14 protein-coding genes are annotated in these 18983 nt (G+C 70.2%); 2 read left to right on the top strand and 12 right to left on the bottom strand.

What is annotated here, in order from left to right:
• Nucleotides 1-250: 250 nt before the first annotated feature.
• Nucleotides 251-454: a hypothetical protein gene (locus tag C469_RS09315; protein WP_008005969.1), complete on the bottom strand. Its 204-nt coding sequence runs from the start codon at nt 452-454 to the stop codon at nt 251-253.
• A 105-nt stretch (nt 455-559) separates the two neighbouring features.
• Nucleotides 560-1531, bottom strand: a complete 972-nt coding sequence (larE, locus tag C469_RS09310) for an ATP-dependent sacrificial sulfur transferase LarE (protein ID WP_008005967.1) — start codon at nt 1529-1531, stop codon at nt 560-562.
• A gap of 112 nt (nt 1532-1643) precedes the next feature.
• On the opposite strand from larE, the gene C469_RS09305 reads away from it, so the two are divergent.
• Complete coding sequence (locus C469_RS09305; protein WP_008005965.1) at nt 1644-3632, top strand: MutS-related protein; 1989 nt, start codon at nt 1644-1646, stop codon at nt 3630-3632.
• A gap of 50 nt (nt 3633-3682) precedes the next feature.
• Here C469_RS09305 and C469_RS09300 read toward each other — a convergent pair whose 3' ends face one another.
• The 4 genes from C469_RS09300 to tatC all read right to left on the bottom strand — a co-directional run bounded on the left by C469_RS09300 (nt 3683) and on the right by tatC (nt 10751).
• On the bottom strand, nt 3683-4063 hold the full coding sequence (locus tag C469_RS09300) for a RidA family protein (protein WP_008005964.1): 381 nt from the start codon (nt 4061-4063) through the stop codon (nt 3683-3685).
• Nucleotides 4064-4134: 71 nt separating this feature from the next.
• Complete coding sequence (locus tag C469_RS09295; RefSeq protein ID WP_008005962.1) at nt 4135-5394, bottom strand: magnesium transporter; 1260 nt, start codon at nt 5392-5394, stop codon at nt 4135-4137.
• A 75-nt stretch (nt 5395-5469) separates the two neighbouring features.
• Nucleotides 5470-8421: an excinuclease ABC subunit UvrA gene (gene uvrA, locus C469_RS09290; RefSeq protein WP_008005960.1), complete on the bottom strand. Its 2952-nt coding sequence runs from the start codon at nt 8419-8421 to the stop codon at nt 5470-5472.
• A gap of 107 nt (nt 8422-8528) precedes the next feature.
• Nucleotides 8529-10751 (bottom strand): twin-arginine translocase subunit TatC, encoded by a 2223-nt coding sequence (gene tatC / locus C469_RS09285; RefSeq protein ID WP_008005958.1) that lies wholly within the window; start codon nt 10749-10751, stop codon nt 8529-8531.
• Between the two features lie 121 nt (nt 10752-10872).
• Between tatC and C469_RS09280 the strand changes: the two genes are divergently transcribed.
• On the top strand, nt 10873-12144 hold the full coding sequence (locus C469_RS09280) for a twin-arginine translocase subunit TatC (protein ID WP_008005956.1): 1272 nt from the start codon (nt 10873-10875) through the stop codon (nt 12142-12144).
• 598 nt (nt 12145-12742) lie between these two features.
• Here the strand turns inward: C469_RS09280 and argF are convergent.
• The 6 genes from argF to lysX form a co-directional block, all read right to left on the bottom strand.
• Entirely contained in the window at nt 12743-13642 is a 900-nt protein-coding gene (argF, locus tag C469_RS09270) for an ornithine carbamoyltransferase (protein WP_008005953.1), read from the bottom strand.
• A gap of 112 nt (nt 13643-13754) precedes the next feature.
• A complete protein-coding gene (locus tag C469_RS09265) occupies nt 13755-14936 on the bottom strand; it encodes a [LysW]-lysine hydrolase (RefSeq protein ID WP_008005951.1) in 1182 nt (393 codons plus the stop codon).
• Nucleotides 14936-16063 (bottom strand): aspartate aminotransferase family protein, encoded by a 1128-nt coding sequence (locus tag C469_RS09260; RefSeq protein ID WP_008005950.1) that lies wholly within the window; start codon nt 16061-16063, stop codon nt 14936-14938. The genes C469_RS09265 and C469_RS09260 overlap by 1 nt, the downstream gene beginning before the upstream one ends.
• Nucleotides 16060-17010, bottom strand: coding sequence for an acetylglutamate/acetylaminoadipate kinase (locus tag C469_RS09255; protein WP_008005949.1), 951 nt, complete (start codon nt 17008-17010; stop codon nt 16060-16062). Before C469_RS09255 ends, C469_RS09260 begins: the two co-directional genes overlap by 4 nt.
• Nucleotides 17007-18056 (bottom strand): N-acetyl-gamma-glutamyl-phosphate reductase, encoded by a 1050-nt coding sequence (gene argC / locus C469_RS09250; protein ID WP_008005948.1) that lies wholly within the window; start codon nt 18054-18056, stop codon nt 17007-17009. The genes C469_RS09255 and argC overlap by 4 nt, the downstream gene beginning before the upstream one ends.
• The gene (gene lysX, locus C469_RS09245; protein WP_049911208.1) at nt 18053-18946 is read right to left on the bottom strand and encodes a lysine biosynthesis protein LysX; all 894 of its coding nucleotides are present in this window, start codon (nt 18944-18946) and stop codon (nt 18053-18055) included. Before lysX ends, argC begins: the two co-directional genes overlap by 4 nt.
• Between the last annotated feature and the right edge of the window lie 37 nt (nt 18947-18983).

Below are 18983 nucleotides of genomic sequence, written 5' to 3'. Positions count from 1 at the left end.
GAGCGACTGAAGCGCGCAGCGAGCGTGCGCCGCCCTCGGCGACTGGGGCTTTGGAGGTCGTCACCGCAGTATCGTCGTACCCTTATAAATAGCCGACAGCAACACCACTCGGTCGCGTATAAACAACCACTCCACCGTATCGATATACCCACTCCCGCTATCGCTCACCGCCGGTCCGATACTGATCGCGACGGGGTCAGAACTCGTCACCGACCCCGAGTTGCAGCGGAACCGCTCGCGAGGAACCGACTCACTCGCCGTCGGCGCTCGCGAAGAACTCCACGTCGCCCGCGATGACGGCGCTCGCGATCACGGCCGCCCCGACGAGCACCGCGACGACGAGCGTCGTCAGCGTCACGCCGAGCGTGCCCTCACCGACGGCGACGCCGACGAACGCGCCGACGGAACCTCCCACGCCGCCCGCGATGACCGCGAGCGTCTTCGCCTCGCTCATAGGTGTCGCTTCACCAACACGGCAGATAAACGTTCGCGTCGGGTTCTCTCGGGTGATAACGGCCTGCTCACGGCGGTTCGGGGTCGCGTCCGTCTCGCGACCGACTCATCGGGGGTACTGACGCCCGAGATCGAGGGTCGTCTCGCCGCTGTCGGTGTCGCCGCTGTCGGTGTTATCGCGGTCGGTGTCGACGCGATCCGCGTCGTCGCCCGCCTCTTCGTCCCCCTCGTCGCCGCCCGGGCTCACGCTGCCGGTGCGGTAGCCGGCCATGTCGAGGGTGACGTACTCGAACCCCACGTCGGTGAGGTGCTCGTGGACCGCGTCGGCGAAGGCGGGATCGAGCGCGCGCTCCAGTTCGTCCGGGGCGATCTCGACGCGCGCGAGCCCGTCGTGGTCGCGGACGCGGAACCCCTCGAACCCCCACTCGCGAAGCACCCGCTCGGCCTTCTCGACCCGAGTGAGCCGCTCCTCGGTGACCTCCAGCCCGGTCGGGATCCGCGAAGAGAGACACGCCATCGACGGTTTGTCGGCGACCGACAGGTCGTACGCGTCGGCGATTTCGCGCACCTCGTCTTTCGTAATCGCCGCGTCCAAAAGCGGCGAGACCACGTCGAGCTCCTCGACCGCGCGCAGGCCGGGGCGGTGGCCCTCGCCCGGGTCGTCGGCGTTCGTCCCGTCGCAGACGGTGCCGATCCCCAGCTCCGTGGCCGTTTCGTACATCCGGCCGAGCCGCATCGTCCGGCAGTGGTAACAGCGGTCGCCGTCGTTGGCGACGAAGTTCGGGTCGTCGAGCTCGGAGAAGGTGACCGTCTCGTGGCGGATCCCGATCTCGTCGGCGACGCGCTCGGCGTCGTCGAGCTCCGCGGCCGGCAGCGTCTCGCTCCGCGCCGTGCACGCGACCGCGTCGTCGCCGAGGGCGTCCCGCGCCAGCGCCGCGACGACCGACGAGTCGACGCCGCCGGAGAAGGCGACGAGGACCCCGTCCCGCTCGGCGAGCGCGTCGCGGGCGGCCGCCGCTTTCGCCGCCGTCTCCGGGGAGAGGTCGCTCCCGTCGGCGGCGAGGGTGTGGTGGCTCATGCTCCCGGATTCGGGGTCGGCGGGAAAAAGCGCGTCGGCCGCGGCCGATCGGGATCCCGCGTGCCCTCGGACCCCCTACCCTTTTGCGCGTTGCCGCGATACCCGCGAGTGAATGGAGTTGGAGGCGATCCCCGGCGTCGGTGCGAAGACGGCCGCGGCGCTGCGCGAGCTCGACGACCCGGTTGCGACCGTCGAGTCCGGCGACGTGGCCGCGATCGCCCGCGCGCCAGGCGTCAACGAGGCGCGCGCGGCCCGTATCGCCCGCGGCGCGATCCGGCGGCGACACGGCGACGACGGCCGCGTGTTGGCGACCGACCGCGCCCGCGAGGTGTACCGGGAGGCGATCGACTTACTGCGCGAGCGCACGGTCACCGACTACGCCGCCAAGCGCCTGGAGACCTTCTATCCGAGCGCCTCGGCCTCGCGGATCGACGAGGCGCAGTCGTTCGTCGAGGAGGCGGTCGAGCGCGACCCCGACCCCGCGGTCCGGGAGGCGCTCGCCGGGGTCGAACCGCTGACCGACCCGCCGACGGTCCGGGTGCGCGACCGCTGTCTCGCGACCGCGGACGCCGAGACGCTCGCCCGCGCCGAGTCCGCGGTCCCGGAGCTCTCGGTCGAGACCGTCGAGGACGCGCGCGACGTCTCCGAGCTCGGTCGGTCGTACGCGACCGTGATCGTCTTGGACGAGGCGTTCGCCGGGCTCGACGTCGAGGGCGACGTGCACGTCCGACCGGACGCCCTCGACGAGCCCGCCGAGACCGTCCCGGAGCGCCTGCTCGCCTTCTTCGCCGCGAACCGCGCGCGGCTGGAGGCGGCCGCGGCGGTCCACGAGGCGGCGGCCCTCTCCCCCGCGGCCGACCTCGACCGCCTCCGCGACGCGCTCGCGCGCCTCGACGACGACGGGACGATCGTCGGCGACGAGGAGTTGGAGCGCTTGACGGCCGCCGTCGACGACTTAGACGCCGCGGTGTCGACCGCGGAGTCGGTCGCCGACGACCGCCTCAGAGACGCGATCCGCGAGCGCGACGTGACCATCGAGGGGACCGACTTCCTCTCGCTCGTCGAGCAGGGCGCCCGCGTCGACTCCCTGTTGGACCGGGAGCTCGCCGACGAGTACGACGAGGCGATGGCCCGCGCCCGCGAGCACCTCGCCGACGCGCTCCGGCTCGAACCGGAGGAGGCCGAGCTCGCCGAGCGCGTCTTCGGGGACGACCCCTCGTTCCCGGTCGACCACGACGAGACCGCCGTCTCGCGGCTCAAAAACGAGTTGACCGCCGCGCGAGACCGGCGCGCGGCCCGACTGAAGGCGGAGCTCGCGAGCGACCTCGGCGACCTGCGCGAGCCGGTGGAGACGCTCGTCCGGGACGCCCTCGAACTCGACGTGGCGCTCGCGATCGCGCGGTTCGCCCGCGACTTCGACTGCGTGATGCCGGAGGTCGTCGGGCCGGACTCGGGCGGGGCGAAGGGGTTCCGCATCGAGGGCGGCCGCTCCCCGCTCCTCGACGTCGACTTCGCCGACGCCGAGCCGATCGACTACGCCGTCTCGGGCGCGACGCTGCTCTCGGGGGTCAACTCCGGCGGCAAGACCTCCACGCTCGACCTCGTCGCGCTCGTCGTCGTGCTCGCGCAGATGGGAATGCCGGTCCCCGCCGAGTCGGCGACGGTCGAGCGCTTCGAGGAGGTCCACTACTACGCGAAGTCGCAGGGGACGCTCGACGCGGGCGCGTTCGAGGCGACGCTGCGGGACTTCGGTGACCTCGTCGAGGGCGCGGACGGCCGGCTCGTCCTCGTCGACGAGCTGGAGTCGATCACCGAGCCCGGCGCCTCCGCGAAGATCATCGCCGGCATCCTGGAGGCGCTCTCGGCGCAGGACGCCACCGCGGTGTTCGTCTCCCACCTGGCCCGCGAGATCCGGGACGCCGCCGACTTCGAGGTCGCCGTCGACGGTATCGAGGCGGCCGGGCTCGTCGACGGCGAGCTCCGCGTGAACCGCTCGCCGCGCAAGGGGCACCTCGCGCGCTCGACGCCGGAGCTCATCGTCGAGAAGCTCGCGGGCGACCGCGACACCGACTTTTACGCGTCGCTCTTGGAGAAGTTCTGAGTCGGGCGCGAGTCTGTCCCCGGGAAGCGCGCTTCCCAGTTTTATACGCCTCAGTCGTTGTCGAGTTCGGCCGTGACGGTGATCTCGACGTCGAGCGGCGCGGGCAGCCGGGACACCTCGACGCAGGTCCGGGCCGGGTACGGCTTCGAGAGGAAGGACTCGTACGCCGCGTTCACCTCGTCGTAGTCGTCCATGTCGGTGAGGTAGACGGTCGCCGTCACGATGGCGTCCGCGCTCGCGCCGGCCGCCTCGAGGATGGCGGCGACGTTTTCGAGCGTCTGCGTCGTCTGCTCGCCCACCGACTCGGGCGCCTCGCCGGTGTCCGGATCGACGCCCGTCTTTCCCGATACGTAGACCGTGTCGCCGGAGACGATCCCCTGCGAGTACGGGCCGAGCGCGTCCGGCACGTCGTCGGTCGTGATCTCTTTCATCGGTCTGAGCGACGGCGCGTCACGGCATCAATCTGCGGGTCGTACGGGGCGACCGCCGCCGTTCGCCCCGGCTACACCAGCACCGCCCGCGCGAGTCCGAGGAAGAACAAGAAGCCCAGCACGTCGGTCGCGGTGGTGATGAATATCGTCGCGGAGGTCGCCGGATCGTACCCGACCTTGTCGAGCAGCAGCGGGGTGAGCGCGCCGAAGAAGCCAGCGATGACGAGGTTCACGACCATCGAGACGCCGATGACGGCGCCGAGCAGGAGGCCGAAATCGCCGAACGAGAAGGCGGTCGCGACGACCGCGACGAGCGCGCCGGTGATGAGCCCGTTGGCCGCGCCGGCGACGGCCTCGTTCACGATGACCCGCTTCCCCGTCCTGATAGACACCTCGCCGAGCGAGATCCCGCGGACGGTGACCGCCATCGACTGCGTGCCGGCGTTCCCGCCCATCCCGGCGACGACCGGCATGTACGCGGCGAGGATCGCGACCGCGGCGATCGTCGACTCGAACAGTCCGACGACCGCGGCGGCCAGGAACGCGGTGGCGAGATTGAGGATCAACCACTTGTACCGCCGTCGAACCTTCTCCGCGGGACCGTCGAGGACGCTCTCCGCCTCGGCGACGCCGGTGAACTCGTACAGCCGCTCACCGACCGTCTCGTCTAGCACGCCGAGCAGGTCGGTGGCGTGTATCACGCCGAGGACGGCGTTCTCCTCGTCGAGCACGGCGACCCGTCGCTCGCTGTTCCGGCGGAACACGTCCAGGACCTCCTCGTCGTCGCGGTCGTATCGGACCGACGGCATCTCCGAGACGTAGTCGGTGAGCGACTCCGACTCCGCGTCGGCGAGCGAGAGCGCCGTGCCCGGCAGCTCGCCGAGCAGCTCGTCGCCCGACATGACGAAGATCGTCGGGATCTGTCCCGTTCGCTCCTCGAAGCGACGCACTCGCTCCGTCACCTCCGCGAACGACTGATCGGCGTCGACGGTGACGTAGGCGAGGGTCATCACCCCCGCCGCGCTCTCCGGGTCGAACGAGAGCAGGTAGGTGACCCTCTCGCGCCGGCTGTTGTCGAGGGTCGTGAGCACCTGTTCTCGGGTCTCCTCGTCGACGTATCCGAGGATGTCCGTTATCTCGTCCGGATCGAGTCGGTCGACGAACCGCTCCAGCTGCGAGGGGTCCATGTCGCGCGCGACCGCCTCTCGGACGCCCTCCGGGAGCGCGAAAAAGACGTCGCGTCGCTCGCGGCGCGGCAGCGCCGCTAACTCCGCAGCCGGCTCCGACGACATCGCGATCGACTCCTGCACGTCGGCCGCCTGACTGCTCATACGAGGCACTCACGAGAGGCACACAAAACGGTGCCGGCGCGGGGGGCGATCCGAGCGGCCGCCGGCGCTCGCGGCTCAGTCGTCGTCGGCCACCGCCGGCTTCCGGCGGTCGTCGCGCGGCCCCTCGAGGTCCACGTCGGGGAGGAGGTCGCGCAGGTAGCGCCCGGTGTGGGAGTCCTCCTCGCGGGCGACCGCCTCGGGCGTCCCGCTCGCGACGAGCTCGCCGCCGCCGTCACCGCCCTCGGGACCCAGGTCGATGATGCGGTCGGCGTTCTTCACGAGGTCGAGCTCGTGTTCGATGACGACCACGGTGTTTCCACCGTCGACGAGGCGGTGGAGCACGTCGATCAGCTTGCGCTCGTCCGCCTTGTGGAGCCCCGTGGTCGGCTCGTCGAGCAGGTAGAGGGTGTCGCCCGTCGCCTTCTTTCCCAGCTCCTCGGCGAGCTTCACGCGCTGGGCCTCGCCGCCGGAGAGCGTGGTGGAGGGCTGACCCAACTCCATGTAGCCGAGCCCCACGTCTTTTAAGAGCTTCAGGCGGCGCTGGAGCCCCTGGTGGCTCTCGAAGAAGTCGTACGCCTCGTCGACGCTCATGTCGAGCACGTCCGAGATGGTCGCGCCCTTATACGTGACCTCGAGCGTCTCGTCGTTGTAGCGCGCGCCGCCGCACTGCTCGCAGGGGACGTACACGTCCGAGAGGAAGTTCATCTCGATTTTCACCGTTCCCTGCCCGCCGCACTCCTCGCAGCGACCGCCCTTCACGTTGAACGAGAAGCGGCCCTTCTCGTAGCCGCGGCGCTTGGAGAGCTTGGTCTCCGCGAACAGCTCGCGGACGTAGTCGAACACGTCGGTGTACGTCGCGGGGTTCGAGCGCGGCGTCCGGCCGATCGGCGACTGGTCGATGAGCCGCACCGTCTCGATCCCTTCGACCCCCTCGATCGCGTCGTGCTCGCCGGGATCGACCGAGGTGTTGTCGTTCATCTCGCGCGCGAGCCCCTTATATAGGATATCGTTGACGAGCGTCGACTTCCCGGAGCCGGAGACGCCGGTGACGGTCGTCAGCGTGCCGAGCGGGATCGACACGTCGAGGTTCTTGAGGTTGTGCTGGCGGGCGCCGCGCACCGTCAGCTCGCCGTCCGGCTCGCGGCGCTCGTCCGGGACCGGGATCTCCTTTCGTCCCGCGAGGTAGTCGGCGGTGACCGACTCGTCGGCCGCGACGATGTCGTCGAAGTCGCCCTGCGCGACCACCTCGCCGCCCTGCTTGCCGGGGCCGGGCCCCATGTCGATGATCTCGTCGGCGCGGCGCATCGTCTCCTCGTCGTGCTCGACGACGACGAGGGTGTTCCCGAGGTCGCGGAGCCCCGCCAAGGTGTTCAGGAGGCGGTCGTTGTCGCGCTGGTGGAGCCCGATCGACGGCTCGTCGAGGACGTAGAGGACCCCGACGAGCCCGGAGCCCACCTGCGTGGCGAGCCGGATGCGTTGGCTCTCGCCGCCCGAGAGCGTCGACGCCTCGCGGTCGAGCGTGATGTACTCTAAGCCGACCTCCTCCATGAATCCGAGGCGCGCGCGGATCTCCTTGAGGATCTCCGTCGCGATCGTCGTGTCGCGCTCGTTCAGCTCCGACTCCATCCCCTCGAAGTGCTCGCGCGCCTCCGCGATCGACAGCTCGCTCACCTCGGTGATCGCGGTGTCCCCCACGAGGACGTGCCGCGACTGCTCCTTGAGCCGGGTGCCCTCGCACTCCGGGCACGTCGTCACGGCCATGTACTCCTCGATGTGGTCGCGGGCGCGCTCGGAGTCGGTCTCGACGTGGCGGCGCTCCAGGTTCGGGATGACGCCCTCGAACCGCTCCGTCTTCTCGCGGGTGCCGTTCTTCGTGGTCCACTCGAAGTGGACCAGGTCGTCGGTGCCGTAGAGGAACTGCCGCCGGATCGACTCGTCGAGCTCCTCGAAGGGCGTGTCCAAGGAGACGCCGAAGTGGTCGGCGACGTTGTCGAGCTGGCGGGAGTAGTAGGTGCGGTCGTAGCTCCACGGCTCGAAGACGTGTTTGAGGGGTTTCGAGAGGTCCTCGACGACGAGGTCCTCGTCGACCTCCTTCGTCGAGCCGATCCCCTCGCACTCGGGGCAGGCGCCGTACGGGCTGTTGAAGGAGAACGAGCGCGTCTCGATCGCGGAGAACTGCACGTCGGAGTTAGGATTTCCAAGTTCTTCGGAGAACTCGACGACGAGCCGGTCGTCGCTCTCGGCGTCCGCCGCCAGCGACCCGGTCGAGCGCGCGTTCGACGCGAAGGGCACGTCCTCGGGCGGGTCGGGGACGATCAGCTTGAGGGCGCCGCCCGCCTCCTCCAGCGCGGTCTCGACGGAGTCCGTGATCCGCGAGCGGGCGTCGGGCGAGACGGCCACGCGGTCGACGATCACATCGATGGTGTGGTCGTAGTTCTCGTCGAGGTCGGGGTCGTCCAAGGTGAGATCGATCGGCTCCCCGTCGACCTCGACGCGGGCGTACCCGTCGCTCACGAGCTCCTCGAACAGGTCCTCGAAGGCGCCCTTCTGGTCGCGGACGACCGGCGCCGCGATCTTCGCGCGGGTCCCCTCGGGGAGTTCGAGGATCTGGTTCACCATGTCCTGGGCCGACTGCTCGCCGACCTCCTCGCCGGTGACGGGGTCGTACTGGGTACCGATCCGGGCGTACAGCAGCCGGAGGTAGTCGTGCAGTTCGGTGACGGTCCCCACGGTCGAACGGGGGTTGTTCGCGGCGTTCTTCTGGTCGATGGAGATCGCGGGCGAGAGCCCCTCGACGGCCTCGACCTGCGGTTTGTCCATCTGCCCGAGGAAGTTGCGGGCGTACGCCGACAGCGACTCGATGTACCGGCGCTGTCCCTCGGCGTAGACGGTGTCGAACGCGAGCGACGACTTCCCCGACCCGGAGAGCCCGGTGACGACGGTGAACTCCTCGCGCGGGATCCGGACGTCGAGGTCCTTGAGGTTGTGTTCCTCGGCGCCGCGGACCTCGATGTAGTCCTTGCTCATCTTGTCCCCTGTTGCGTGCGCGCGCGGGAATACTCGTCGGTCTCGGCGGTCTCACCCGGTCGGTCTCGACGGTCTCGCGCGAGGGGATCGCTCGTCGCTCGCGCCGATCAGCGGTCGACGACCTTCGAGGGCGGCGAGAGGTTCCGCCGGCCGCCGAACGTGACGAGGAACAGGAGCCCGACGCCGATCCCGTACGCGGCCATCAGCGGGAGCGTCGCGAGGAACATCGTGATCACGTCGGCGGGCGTGAACACCGCCGCGAACAGCATGATCCCGACGGTGACCTCGCGCCAGCGGTTCCGGAAGACCTGGTACGGGACCCCGGCGTTGTTCAGCAGGACCATCGCGATCGGGATGTCCGCGAGGAAGCCGATCCCGATCGTGGTGTAGATGACGAGCCAGAAGAAGTCGCCCACCTGGTAGGTGATGACCATATCGGCGAGCCGCGCGTCGGTGACGAGCCACCCGATGAGGCCGGGCGCGATGTAGGCGTAGCCGAGCGCGAAGCCGCCGATCAGACCGGCGAACAGCGCGCCCGCCCAGAGGTACACCTGGTAGATGCGCCCGGCGACGAAGCCGCGCTCGCGGAGGGCGGGCCACGCGTAGTAGAGCGCGACCGGGAACACGGCGATGATCCCGAGCAGGACGGAGAACTTCACCATGAAGATCAGCGCCTCGACCGGGTGGAGCGTGATGATGTTGATCCCGCCCTCGATCTCGGCGGGGACGCGGGACTCCAGGTCGTTGCGAACCGTCCCGAGTCCGCCGAGGTACAGCCACGTGAACGCGGCCGCCATCACGCTGCCGAAGACGGCGACGAGCCGGAACGACCGCGACCGCAGCGAGTCGAAGATGAACTTGAGGTCCTTGTAGTAGCCGCCGATGTCGTCTTCCGCCTCGTCCTCGTCGCCGTCGGTGAGCTCGGAGAGGAAGGTGGAGCCGGCCCGAGAGGTGCGGTCTTGAACGGTGCCCACCAGACCGTCGTCGCCGGAACCGCCCGTCCCTCCGGCTCCCGTCGCGTCGGTGCCGGAGGCGCCCTCGCCGTCCTCACCGTCCCCGTCGTGCACCGCGTCGAACCGGTCGAGGACCGCCTGCGCCTTCTCCGGGTCGTCGTCGTCGATGGCGGCCTGCGCGAGCGCGAGCGACTCCTCCTCGCTCATCTCCGCGAAGGCGTCGTCCGGGGCGGCGCGCACGCCGGCCGCGTCGAGCTCGCTCACGTCGATGGCGGCCGGGTCGCCGTACTGGTACCCCGCGCTCGTCGTGTCGAGGTCGGCGTAGACGGCCCACAGCGTCGCGACGGCGACGAACGCGAGCGCCCACGCGACGGCGTAGATCGCGGCCGCCGTCGCGGGGTCCGTGCCGAGGCCCGCGCCGGGTTCGAGGAAGCGCCAGTCGCTGTTGGCGAGTCGGAGGAGATCGTTGAGGGCTGTCCGACCGCCGTACTCGTAGAAGGCGTACACGAGCCCGCCGCCGAGGACGGCCGCGCCGCCGACGACGTTCCAGTGGTTCCGGGCCGCGCCGAACACGTCGATCCGGTCGGAGCTCCGCTGGGCCGTGACGACGAGCTTCGCGAGGTAGAGGCTGAAGCCGTAGAGGACGATGAGCGGGAACGCCCACATCAGCTGGGTGAACGGGTCCGGCGGCGAGAAGACGGCGCCGAAGACGAAGATGGCGACGACCGCGTAGCGCCACTTGTCGCGGAACGTCTCGTACTGGACGATGCCCGAGTAGGAGAGGCCGGTGATGAGGAGGGGCATCTGCCCGGCGAGCCCGAAGGAGAGCGAGAGGAAGACGATGAACTCCGTCCACATCACGATCCCGTAGGTGGGCTGGAGCCCGGCCTCCAGCCCGAAGCCGGCCAGGAAGGAGAACATGATCGGGAAGAAGGCGTAGACCCCGTACGCGACGCCGACCGCGAACAGTCCGGCTCCGAGGAGGCCCATCGCCGCGAGCTTCCAGCGCGCGATCGGCGACTGCGGCCACGCCCCGCGGGCGCGGAGCTCGTCGCGGGCGACGTAGATGAAGGGCGGAATCGCGAAGATCACGCCGACGATCAGCCCGATCTTCGCCTGCAGGAGGATCACCTCGAACGGCGTCGTCGCGATCACGTCGGTCTCGGCGGCGACCGCGGCGTTCATGTTCGACTCGGTGATCGCCCTGAGACGGTCCCAGATGAAGACGCGGAGCGCCCAGAACGTCGCGAGGAAGCCCAGCAGGAAGACGACGAAGACCTTCTGGAGGTCTTTCTGGACCGATCGGAGGAAGGCCTTCGCCGACTCGCGTCCGTCCGCGAGCGACTGCTGGGTATCCTCGTCGAGGGCACTCGCCATACGGGACCGGAAGTCCGTCGCCGTTATCAACCTTTTCGACCGCGTTCGCGTCCGCGCGACGGGACGCCGCTCGCCGCTATCCGAAAAGGCCTATAGTCACCCGGTTGCGTAGAAGAAGTGAATGGACGACTCGGACCGGTCGCGTGACGAGCCCTCGGCCCCCGAGGACGACTCGGTCGCCGACGACGGGACGGTCGACAGCGCCGACGACGGGACGGTCGAACCGACCGAAACGGGCGAAACCACCGCGGAAGACGGTCGAGCCGCGAGCGGCGAGCGCGGGGGCGACGCCGAGTCGGAGTCCGTCGAGTCGGAGGTGTCTCCAGCGGTCACGCCGGAGATCGGCTCGGACGACGCGGACGGTGCGGGGGGCGCGGGCGACGCGGGCGAGAGCGAAGACCGCGGCGCGGACGATGCGGACGGTGCGGACAGCGCGGACGACGAAGAGGGCACGTTCGACGCGCACGAGCCGGGGAGCGCGAAGTACCTCAACGACAGCGAAAAGCCGGAACTCGAAGCGGGGTCGTCCGACGGCGACCCCCCCGGAGACGGCGACGAGGGCGCAGACGCGGACGCGCCGACCGTGGAGGACGGCGGCGTGGCCGGCGAGGGCGTCGACGGCGGGGGAGCAGCGGACGGAGGGGCCGCGGACGAGGAGTTCGCGGGCCTCGAAGCGCCGGAGACGGACGAGGAGATGCCGCTCGCGGCCCACATCGAGGAGATGATGCGGCGGCTCGCCGTCGTCTTCCTCTTCGGCGGGCTCGCGACGCTGGTCGTGGTAACGGAGTCGACGGAGCTCATCAACTACTTCTGGAGCTACCACATCCCCGCGCCGCTGGAGAACCGCCCCCGGCTGTACGGCCCCCTCGAACTGCCGCTCACGCGGCTGAAGGTCGCCGGGCTCGCGGGCGTCGTCGTCGGGCTCCCGGCGTTCGTCTACCAGACCTACCGGTTCATGAAACCGGGGCTGTACCCCACTGAGCGGCGGTACTACCTCGCGGCGGTCCCGACGAGTCTCGTGCTCGGCGGGGTCGGCATCGCGTTCGCGCACTTCCTCGTGTTGCCCGCGATCTTCTCGTACTTCACCACCTACACCTCCGACGCCGCGACGATCGCGTTCGGGCTCGCGGAGACGTTCAACCTGATCGTCATCATGCTCGCGTTCATGGCGATCGTGTTCCAGATCCCGCTGTTCATCATGCTCGCGATCATGATGAACCTCGTCACCCGGCGGTGGCTGGAGGCGAAGCGGCTGATCTTCTGGGGGTCGTTCCTCGGGATCGCGTTCCTGTTCAGCCCCGACCCGACCGGGATGGCGCCGATCATCGTGACGCTCACGATGATCGTCCTCTTCGAGGGGACGCTGGCGATCCTGCGCTGGACCGGGAACTAGACTGATGTGCTGGCATTTATAAGGAATCCGTCGTCGTCGCGAACGTCTCCTGTGTCTCGCACGTTTGTGTATACATGGTTGCCGACAGATCGACGGTGAATGTCGCCAAAGCCTCAGTCGATCGTTTATAAATGGATGTCTGCGGATCGACGGCGAACACCTCCAAAGCCCCAGTCGCGACGACTCGGGGGCCTTGCTGCGCGCCTCGCTCAGTCGCTTGCGCTCCCTCGCTGCGGTGCTTGCTGCGGCCACCTTCGTCCTTCCGGGAGACTTCGTCTCCCGTCTTCCCGCTCGCGTTGCTCGCGGGAATCGCGACTGCCCCTTTGAGTCCCACCCGCCCCNCTTCGTCCTTCCGGGAGACTTCGTCTCCCGTCTTCCCGCTCGCGTTGCTCGCGGGAATCGCGACTGCCCCTTTGAGTCCCACCCGCCCCGCACAGCACCGCGCCTCACACCTCCCCAGCCTCGCGGTTCGCGCTCTCCGAGTGCTCACCGCGTCCCTCGCACGGGCTCCTCGTGGGCCGGTGGCCCACTCGCAGGCACGCGCCACCGCACATCTATTTATAAACAGTCTCGTCGCCCGACCGAAGCTGCTCCGCCCTCACTCCCCGCCGAGAAGCTCGACGAGCAGCGCGTTCTGCGCGTGCATCCGGTTTTCCGCCTGGTCCCAGACGAGAGCGCGGTCCGACTCTAACACGTCGTCGGTGACCTCCTCGCCGCGGTGCGCGGGAAGACAGTGCATCACCGTCGCGTCGGTGCCGGCGAGCAGTTCCTGGTTCACCTGGAACCCCTCGAAGGCGGCGAGCTTCTCCGCGCGCTGGTCCTCCTGTCCCATCGAGATCCACACGTCGGTGTAGACGATATCGGCGCCGTCGACCGCGGCCTCGGGGTCCGTGGTGGGGTCCACGTCCGCGCCGAACTCCGCGGCCCGGTCGAAGACGTGGGGGTCCATCCCGTACTCCGCGGGGGTGGCGACCCGTACGTCGATCCCGGCCATCGCGGCGCCGACGACGAACGACTGCCCGACGTTGTTGCCGTCGCCGACCCACGCGACGGTGGCGTCCTCGCCGACCGTCTCGCGGATCGTGAGGAGGTCGGCGAGCGTCTGGCAGGGGTGCGCCTCGTCGGTCAGCCCGTTGATGACCGGGCAGTCGGCGTACTCGGCGAGGACCTCGACGTCCCCGTGGTCGAAGAGCCTGGCCATCACCCCGTCGACGTACCGACCGAGCACGCGCGCGGTGTCGCGAAGCGGCTCGCCGTGGCCCAGCTGGATGTCGTCCGGCCCGAGGAACATGGCGTGGCCGCCCAGTCGGGTCATCCCCGTCTCGAAGGAGACGCGGGTGCGCGTCGAGGGCTTCTCGAAGATCATCCCTAGCGTCGCGTCGCCGAGTCGGGGGTCCGTCTCGCCCGCCTTCATCGCGGCGGCGCGGTCGAGCAGGGCGTCCAGTTCGGCTGGCGTCACGTCGTCGATGTCGAGGAAGTCGTCGGTAGCGAGTGGCATGGGTGGATAGTGAGCGTGGGGTCGGTGGTGGTGTGACAGCGGTGGGGTCAGTCGTCGGACGCGAAACGGACCGATTCAGAAGGAGGCGGCGTCACGGTCGGTGCCGTGACGCCTACGGTCGGTCCCGGCAGACGTCGCTCAACACCGCCGTCGCGCGGTCCAACTCGGAGAGGGGAAGCCGCTCGTCGGGCGCGTGGTCCAGGTCGGAGTTCCCGGGGCCGTAGGTGACCATCGGGCAGTCCCACGCGGCCGCGAACAGGTTCATGTCGCTCGTCCCGGTCTTACGCAGGAGACGCACGTCGCCGCCGGCGCCGCGGATCGCGACGCGGAACGCCCGCGCCAGCTCCGTCCGCGGGCTCTCCATCACCGGCGGGATCGGCTCCTTCCAGTGGACCGAGCCGGTGGACAGCTCCGTCTCGGCCAGCTCGTGGATCTCGTCGACCGTCCGGTTCGGCGGGACGCGGAGCTGCACGTCCATCGTCGCCTCGACGGCGAGCCCGTCGTCGGTGAGCCCGCCGTCGACCGAGACGGGCTTCGTCGTCACCTGCTCGAAGACGGGCGTGTCCTCGTCGGCGGGCTCGAACGTCTCCTCGACGCCGTGCCACCAGTCGATCGCGTGCTGGATCGCGTTCGGCTCCGGCCGCGAGGTGTGGCCGGACTCGCTCGTGTTCACGTACGTGCCCGCGAGGAACCCGCGGTAGCCGAGGGTGACGCCGTCCCAGCCGGAGGGCTCGCCGTTCACCACGGCCTCGGGCGGGTCGCGGTCCTCGACGAGGAACCGAGCGCCCCGCGAGTTCGTCTCCTCGCCGGCGACGCCGACGAACGAGACCCCCGTCTGCACCGCCGCGACCGCCATCGCGACGAGCGGGCCGGTGGCGTCCACGGTCCCGCGCCCCCAGAGAACGGGCTCGCCCGGCTCGCCGACTTCGTCGTCTTCCGCCGCCGGCCTCACCTCGACCGGGATGTCGCCCGGGACGGTGTCGACGTGTGAGGTCAGGAGGACCGCGTCGCTGGCGGGCGCGCGGACGTTGCCGACCTCGTCGATCCACGCCTCCCGGCCGTTGGCCTCGAAGAAGTCGACGAGGCGCTCGGCCGCCCGCTCCTCCTCGCCGGAGGGCGAGGGGATCGACACCATGTCGTACAGCAGCTTCCGGGCCGGCGTGTCGCAGGCCTCGGGGTAGCCGCCGCCCGCGACCACGTCGGTCCCGGCGGCGGAGGAGCCGTCGGCGGTCGACCCGTCCGCCTCGTCCGCGGTGCTCCCGTCCTCCGACTCGCGCTCCGTCCCGGTCGACATCACCCGATCACCTCCGCGAGCGCGTCGACCACCGCGTCGGCGTGTTCGCGCTCGATCGTCAGCGGCGGGAGGAGGCGCAACACGGTGCGGCCCGCCGGCAGCGCGAGCACCTGCTGCTCGATCGCCAGATCGCGCAGCAGGCGGTTCGAACCGCGCTTCACCTCGATACCGATCATCAGGCCGTCGCCGCGCACCTCGCGAACGTCGTCGCCGAGGCGCTCCTCGATCTGTCCGCGGATGTATGCGCCCATCTCGTCCGCGTGCGCGGGGAGGTCCTCGCGCTCGATCACGTCGAGGGTGGCTCCGGCGGCCGCAGAGACGACGGGACCGCCCGAGAACGTCGAGCCGTGGTTGCCGGCGTCCTCGGCGACCCAGTCGCGACACAGCGTCGCGCCCATCGGGAGCCCGCTGGCGAGCCCCTTCGCCGTCGTGAGGATATCGGGCACCACGTCGTGGCGCTCAGCCGCCCACAGCGACCCGGTCCGGCCGAGCCCGGTCTGGATCTCGTCGAGGACCATCGCGGCCCCCGCCTCGTCCGTCGCCTCGCGGACGGCCTGCAGATACTCGGTGGGTGCGGGGTTGATCCCGCCCTCGCCCTGGAGGGGCTCGATGATTACCGCGGCGGTCTCGTCGTCGACCGCCTCGCGCATCGCGTCGGCGTCGCCGTACTCGACGAACTCCACGCCGCCCGCGAGCGGCTCGAACCCCTGCTTGTACTTCTGCTTCCAGGTGGTCGCGAGCGCGCCCATCGTCCGGCCGTGGAACCCCTGCGTCGTCGCGACGATCTTCTCGCGACCCGTCGCGTGCCGGGCGAACTTCAGGGCGGCCTCGTTGGCCTCGGTCCCGGAGTTACAGAGCCAGACGTTGTCGACGTCGCCCGGGCCGGCCGCGGAGAGCCGCTCGTACAGCGCCGTCCGCGCCGCGTGCGGGTACGACGCCTGCACGTACATGAGCTCCTCCAGCTGGCTCGTCGCGGCGTCGACGACCTCGGGGTGACAGTGGCCGACGGGCGTGCACGCGTAGCTCGCGCCGAAGTCGAGGTACTCGGCCCCGTTGGTGTCCGTGACGTGGACGCCGTCGCCCGAGGCGATCTCGATCGGCTTCTCGGAGAAGACGAAGCCGCTCATGCGGTCTCGCCCTCCGTTTCGGCGTCAGTCTCCTCGGCGTCGCCGTCCGCGTCGTCGCCGAGCGCCGAGCGCTCGATCGTCGTCCCCGCGCCGCCGAGCGCGGCGACGATCGGGTCGTTGACGTTCGCGTCCGCGACGATCACGCGCCCGGAGCCGCCCGAGAGCGCCTCTTTGGCGGCCATCACCTTCTTTCCCATGAACCCCTCGGCGGCGGCTTCGACCGCCGCCAGCTCGTCGGGCGTCGCCGCCGACTCGATCAGCGTGTCCGGGTCGTCGGGGTCCGCGTACACGCCGGCCACGTCCGTCAGCAGGACGAGGTCGGCGTCCAGCGCGCCCGCGACCGCGGCGGCCGCCCGGTCAGCGTCGGTGTTGACGGGCGTGACGCCGCCGTCGCTCTCTCTCCCCTCCATCGGGGGCGAGACGACGGGGGTGTAGCCGTCGTCGAGCAGTCCGGAGAGGAGGTCGGCGTTCACCGACTCGATCCGGCCGGAGTGCTCGCCGCGGCGGATCTTCTTCTTGCCGTCCTCGACCACGCGGACCGCCGACTTGCGAGGGCCCGAGAGGAGCCCGCCGTCGACGCCGGAGAGGCCGACCGCGTCGACGCCGGCCTCGCGGAACAGCGCCGTCAGCTCCGTGTTGAGCTTGCCGGCCATCGCCATCGTGAACGCCTCCATCGTCTCCGCGTCGGTGAACCGACCCGTGACGCCGGAGGCGGACTCGACGTACTCGGGCTCCATCCCGAGCCGCTCGATGACCTCGTCGACGACCGTGGAGCCGCCGTGGACGACCGCGACCTCGCGCCCGTTGGCGGCGAGGTGGGCCACGTCGCCGACGGCGCCGGCCGGGTCGACCGCCTTCGCGCCGCCGATCTTGACGACGACGGGCGGCTCGTCGGTGGCCGCGCCGTCGACGGGCGCGCCGCCGGCGTCGGTCTGCTCGTCGGTCATGGCGATCCCACGGGGTGGAGCCCCTGAAACTCGAGACCCGCGGTCTCGGGCAGCCCGAGCGCGACGTTCGCCGCGTGGACGGCCTGGCCGGCGGAGCCTTTCATCATGTTGTCGATCGCCGAGAAGACGACGACGCGCCGGTTCCCGGGGTCGAGCTCGAAGCCGACCTCGCCGTAGTTCGTGCCGGCGACCGCCTTCGGCTCGGGGTAGCGGTAGACGCCGCCCCCGCCGGAGACGATCCGCATGAACGGCTCGTCGGCGTAGGCGCCGCGGTACGCCTGCCACAGGTCCGCCTTCGAGACGGGCTCGTCGGGGAAGACGTGGCAGGTCGCGCTCGCGCCGCGCACCATCTCGACCGCGTGGACCGTGAAGGAGACGTCGAGGCCGAGGTACGCCTCGATCTCCGCCTCGTGGCGGTGGCCGGTGGGCGCGTACGGGCGCACGACGCCCGAGCGCTCCGGGTGCGAGGAGGCCGCGCCGCCGCCGGCGCCGCCCTCCGAGGAGCCGACCTTCACGTCGACGACGACCTCGCCGGCGTCGGGGCCGAGCGCGCCCGCGTCGACGAGGGGCTTGAGCCCGAGCATCGTCGCGGTCGCGTTACAGCCGCCGCCGGCGATCAGGTCGGCGCCGGAGAGGTTCTCGCGGTTGATCTCGGGGAGCGCGTACTCCGCGCGCTCCAGGTACTCGGGCGAGGTGTGGCCGTCGTACCACTCGTCGTACAGCTCCGCCTCGGGCAGGCGGAAGTCCGCCGAGAGGTCGACGACCGTGTCGGCCGCCTCGAAGTAGCCGTCTATCTGCCCCATCGAGACGCCGTGGGGCGTCGCCGAGAAGAGCACGTCGACCGATTCGAGGTCGTCGGGGTCCGAGAAGCGCAGGTCGAGCCCGCGCAGGTTCGGGTGCGAGCGACCGACCGTCATGTTGTCGGCCGACCGCGACGTGGCCTGCACGACCTCGAAGTCGGGGTGTCCGGAGAGGAGCCGCAACAGCTCGCCGCCGGTGAAACCGGTGCCGCCGACGACGCTCGCGGTGTACGTCTCGTCTGTCATGTGTGTGCCTCCGCGGCCTCGCCGTCGGCCGCCGCGGCCGCCTTCGCCTCCAGCCAGTCGACGACCTTCGCGGGCACGTCGACCTCGCTGGCGGCGTCCAGCGCCTTGAACTCGACCGTGTGGTTCACCTCGTGGACGGTGTACTCGCCGGAGTCGGTGCCGCCCACCTCCATCAGGTCGACGCCGAGCATGCCGCCGCCGACCGCCTCCGACGCGCGCTCGACCAGATCGAGCGCGCGGTCGTCGAGGTCGAAGGACTTCGTCTCGCCGCCCTTCGCGGCGTTTGTGAGCCAGTGGTCGGACGACCGGGTCATCGCGGCGACCGGCTCGCCGTCGACCGCCAGCGCGCGGACGTCGCGACCGGGCTTGTCGACGAACTCCTGGATGTAGAACACCTTGTGCTCGTAGTGGCCGAGCGTCTCCTTGTGCTCCAAGATCGCCTCCGCGGCGTTCCGCGTGTCGATCTTCGCCATCAGCCGGCCCCACGAGCCGACGACGGGCTTGAGCACGCAGGGGTAGCCGAACTCCTCGATCGCCTCCATCGCGGCCTCCTTGGTGAACGCGACCTCCGTCGCCGGGGTCGGAATGTCGGCCCGCGCGAGCGCGAGCGAGTTCTTCGCCTTGTCGGCGCAGATGTCACCCGTCTCGGGGGAGTTCACCACGGGGACGCCGTAGCTGTCGAGGAACTTGGTCGCGTACAGCGACCGGCTCGTCGACAGACAGCGGTCGACGACGATATCGAGGTCGGCGACGTCGGCCGTGGTGGACTCGAGTCCGAACCGCTCCTTGCGGACGTCGATCTTCGCGACCTCGTGGCCGCGCTCGCGGAGCTCGCCGAGCAGCAGCTTCTCGTCTTTCCGGATCCGCGAGTAGAGGATCCCTATTTGCATGTCGACCACTCGCGTGTCGCGGTCGTGGCGGTCGTCG

This window comes from Halorubrum lipolyticum DSM 21995, assembly GCF_000337375.1.
Lineage (GTDB): Archaea > Halobacteriota > Halobacteria > Halobacteriales > Haloferacaceae > Halorubrum > Halorubrum lipolyticum.
Note: the sequence above shows the minus strand (reverse complement) of the source record. Positions and strands in the feature narration are given on the sequence as shown.

What these genes read in the sequence shown, in the direction of transcription:
- argC (WP_008005948.1), bottom strand. Translation starts at nt 18,056, where the DNA reads ATGACAGACGAGACGTACACCGCGAGCGTCGTCGGCGGCACCGGTTTC.
- uvrA (WP_008005960.1), bottom strand. Translation starts at nt 8,421, where the DNA reads ATGAGCAAGGACTACATCGAGGTCCGCGGCGCCGAGGAACACAACCTC.
- tatC (WP_008005958.1), bottom strand. Translation starts at nt 10,751, where the DNA reads ATGGCGAGTGCCCTCGACGAGGATACCCAGCAGTCGCTCGCGGACGGA.
- argF (WP_008005953.1), bottom strand. Translation starts at nt 13,642, where the DNA reads ATGCCACTCGCTACCGACGACTTCCTCGACATCGACGACGTGACGCCA.
- C469_RS09255 (WP_008005949.1), bottom strand. Translation starts at nt 17,010, where the DNA reads ATGACCGACGAGCAGACCGACGCCGGCGGCGCGCCCGTCGACGGCGCG.
- C469_RS09305 (WP_008005965.1), top strand. Translation starts at nt 1,644, where the DNA reads ATGGAGTTGGAGGCGATCCCCGGCGTCGGTGCGAAGACGGCCGCGGCG.
- larE (WP_008005967.1), bottom strand. Translation starts at nt 1,531, where the DNA reads ATGAGCCACCACACCCTCGCCGCCGACGGGAGCGACCTCTCCCCGGAG.
- C469_RS09280 (WP_008005956.1), top strand. Translation starts at nt 10,873, where the DNA reads ATGGACGACTCGGACCGGTCGCGTGACGAGCCCTCGGCCCCCGAGGAC.
- C469_RS09295 (WP_008005962.1), bottom strand. Translation starts at nt 5,394, where the DNA reads ATGAGCAGTCAGGCGGCCGACGTGCAGGAGTCGATCGCGATGTCGTCG.
- C469_RS09300 (WP_008005964.1), bottom strand. Translation starts at nt 4,063, where the DNA reads ATGAAAGAGATCACGACCGACGACGTGCCGGACGCGCTCGGCCCGTAC.
- lysX (WP_049911208.1), bottom strand. Translation starts at nt 18,946, where the DNA reads ATGCAAATAGGGATCCTCTACTCGCGGATCCGGAAAGACGAGAAGCTG.
- C469_RS09265 (WP_008005951.1), bottom strand. Translation starts at nt 14,936, where the DNA reads ATGTCGACCGGGACGGAGCGCGAGTCGGAGGACGGGAGCACCGCGGAC.
- C469_RS09315 (WP_008005969.1), bottom strand. Translation starts at nt 454, where the DNA reads ATGAGCGAGGCGAAGACGCTCGCGGTCATCGCGGGCGGCGTGGGAGGT.
- C469_RS09260 (WP_008005950.1), bottom strand. Translation starts at nt 16,063, where the DNA reads ATGAGCGGCTTCGTCTTCTCCGAGAAGCCGATCGAGATCGCCTCGGGC.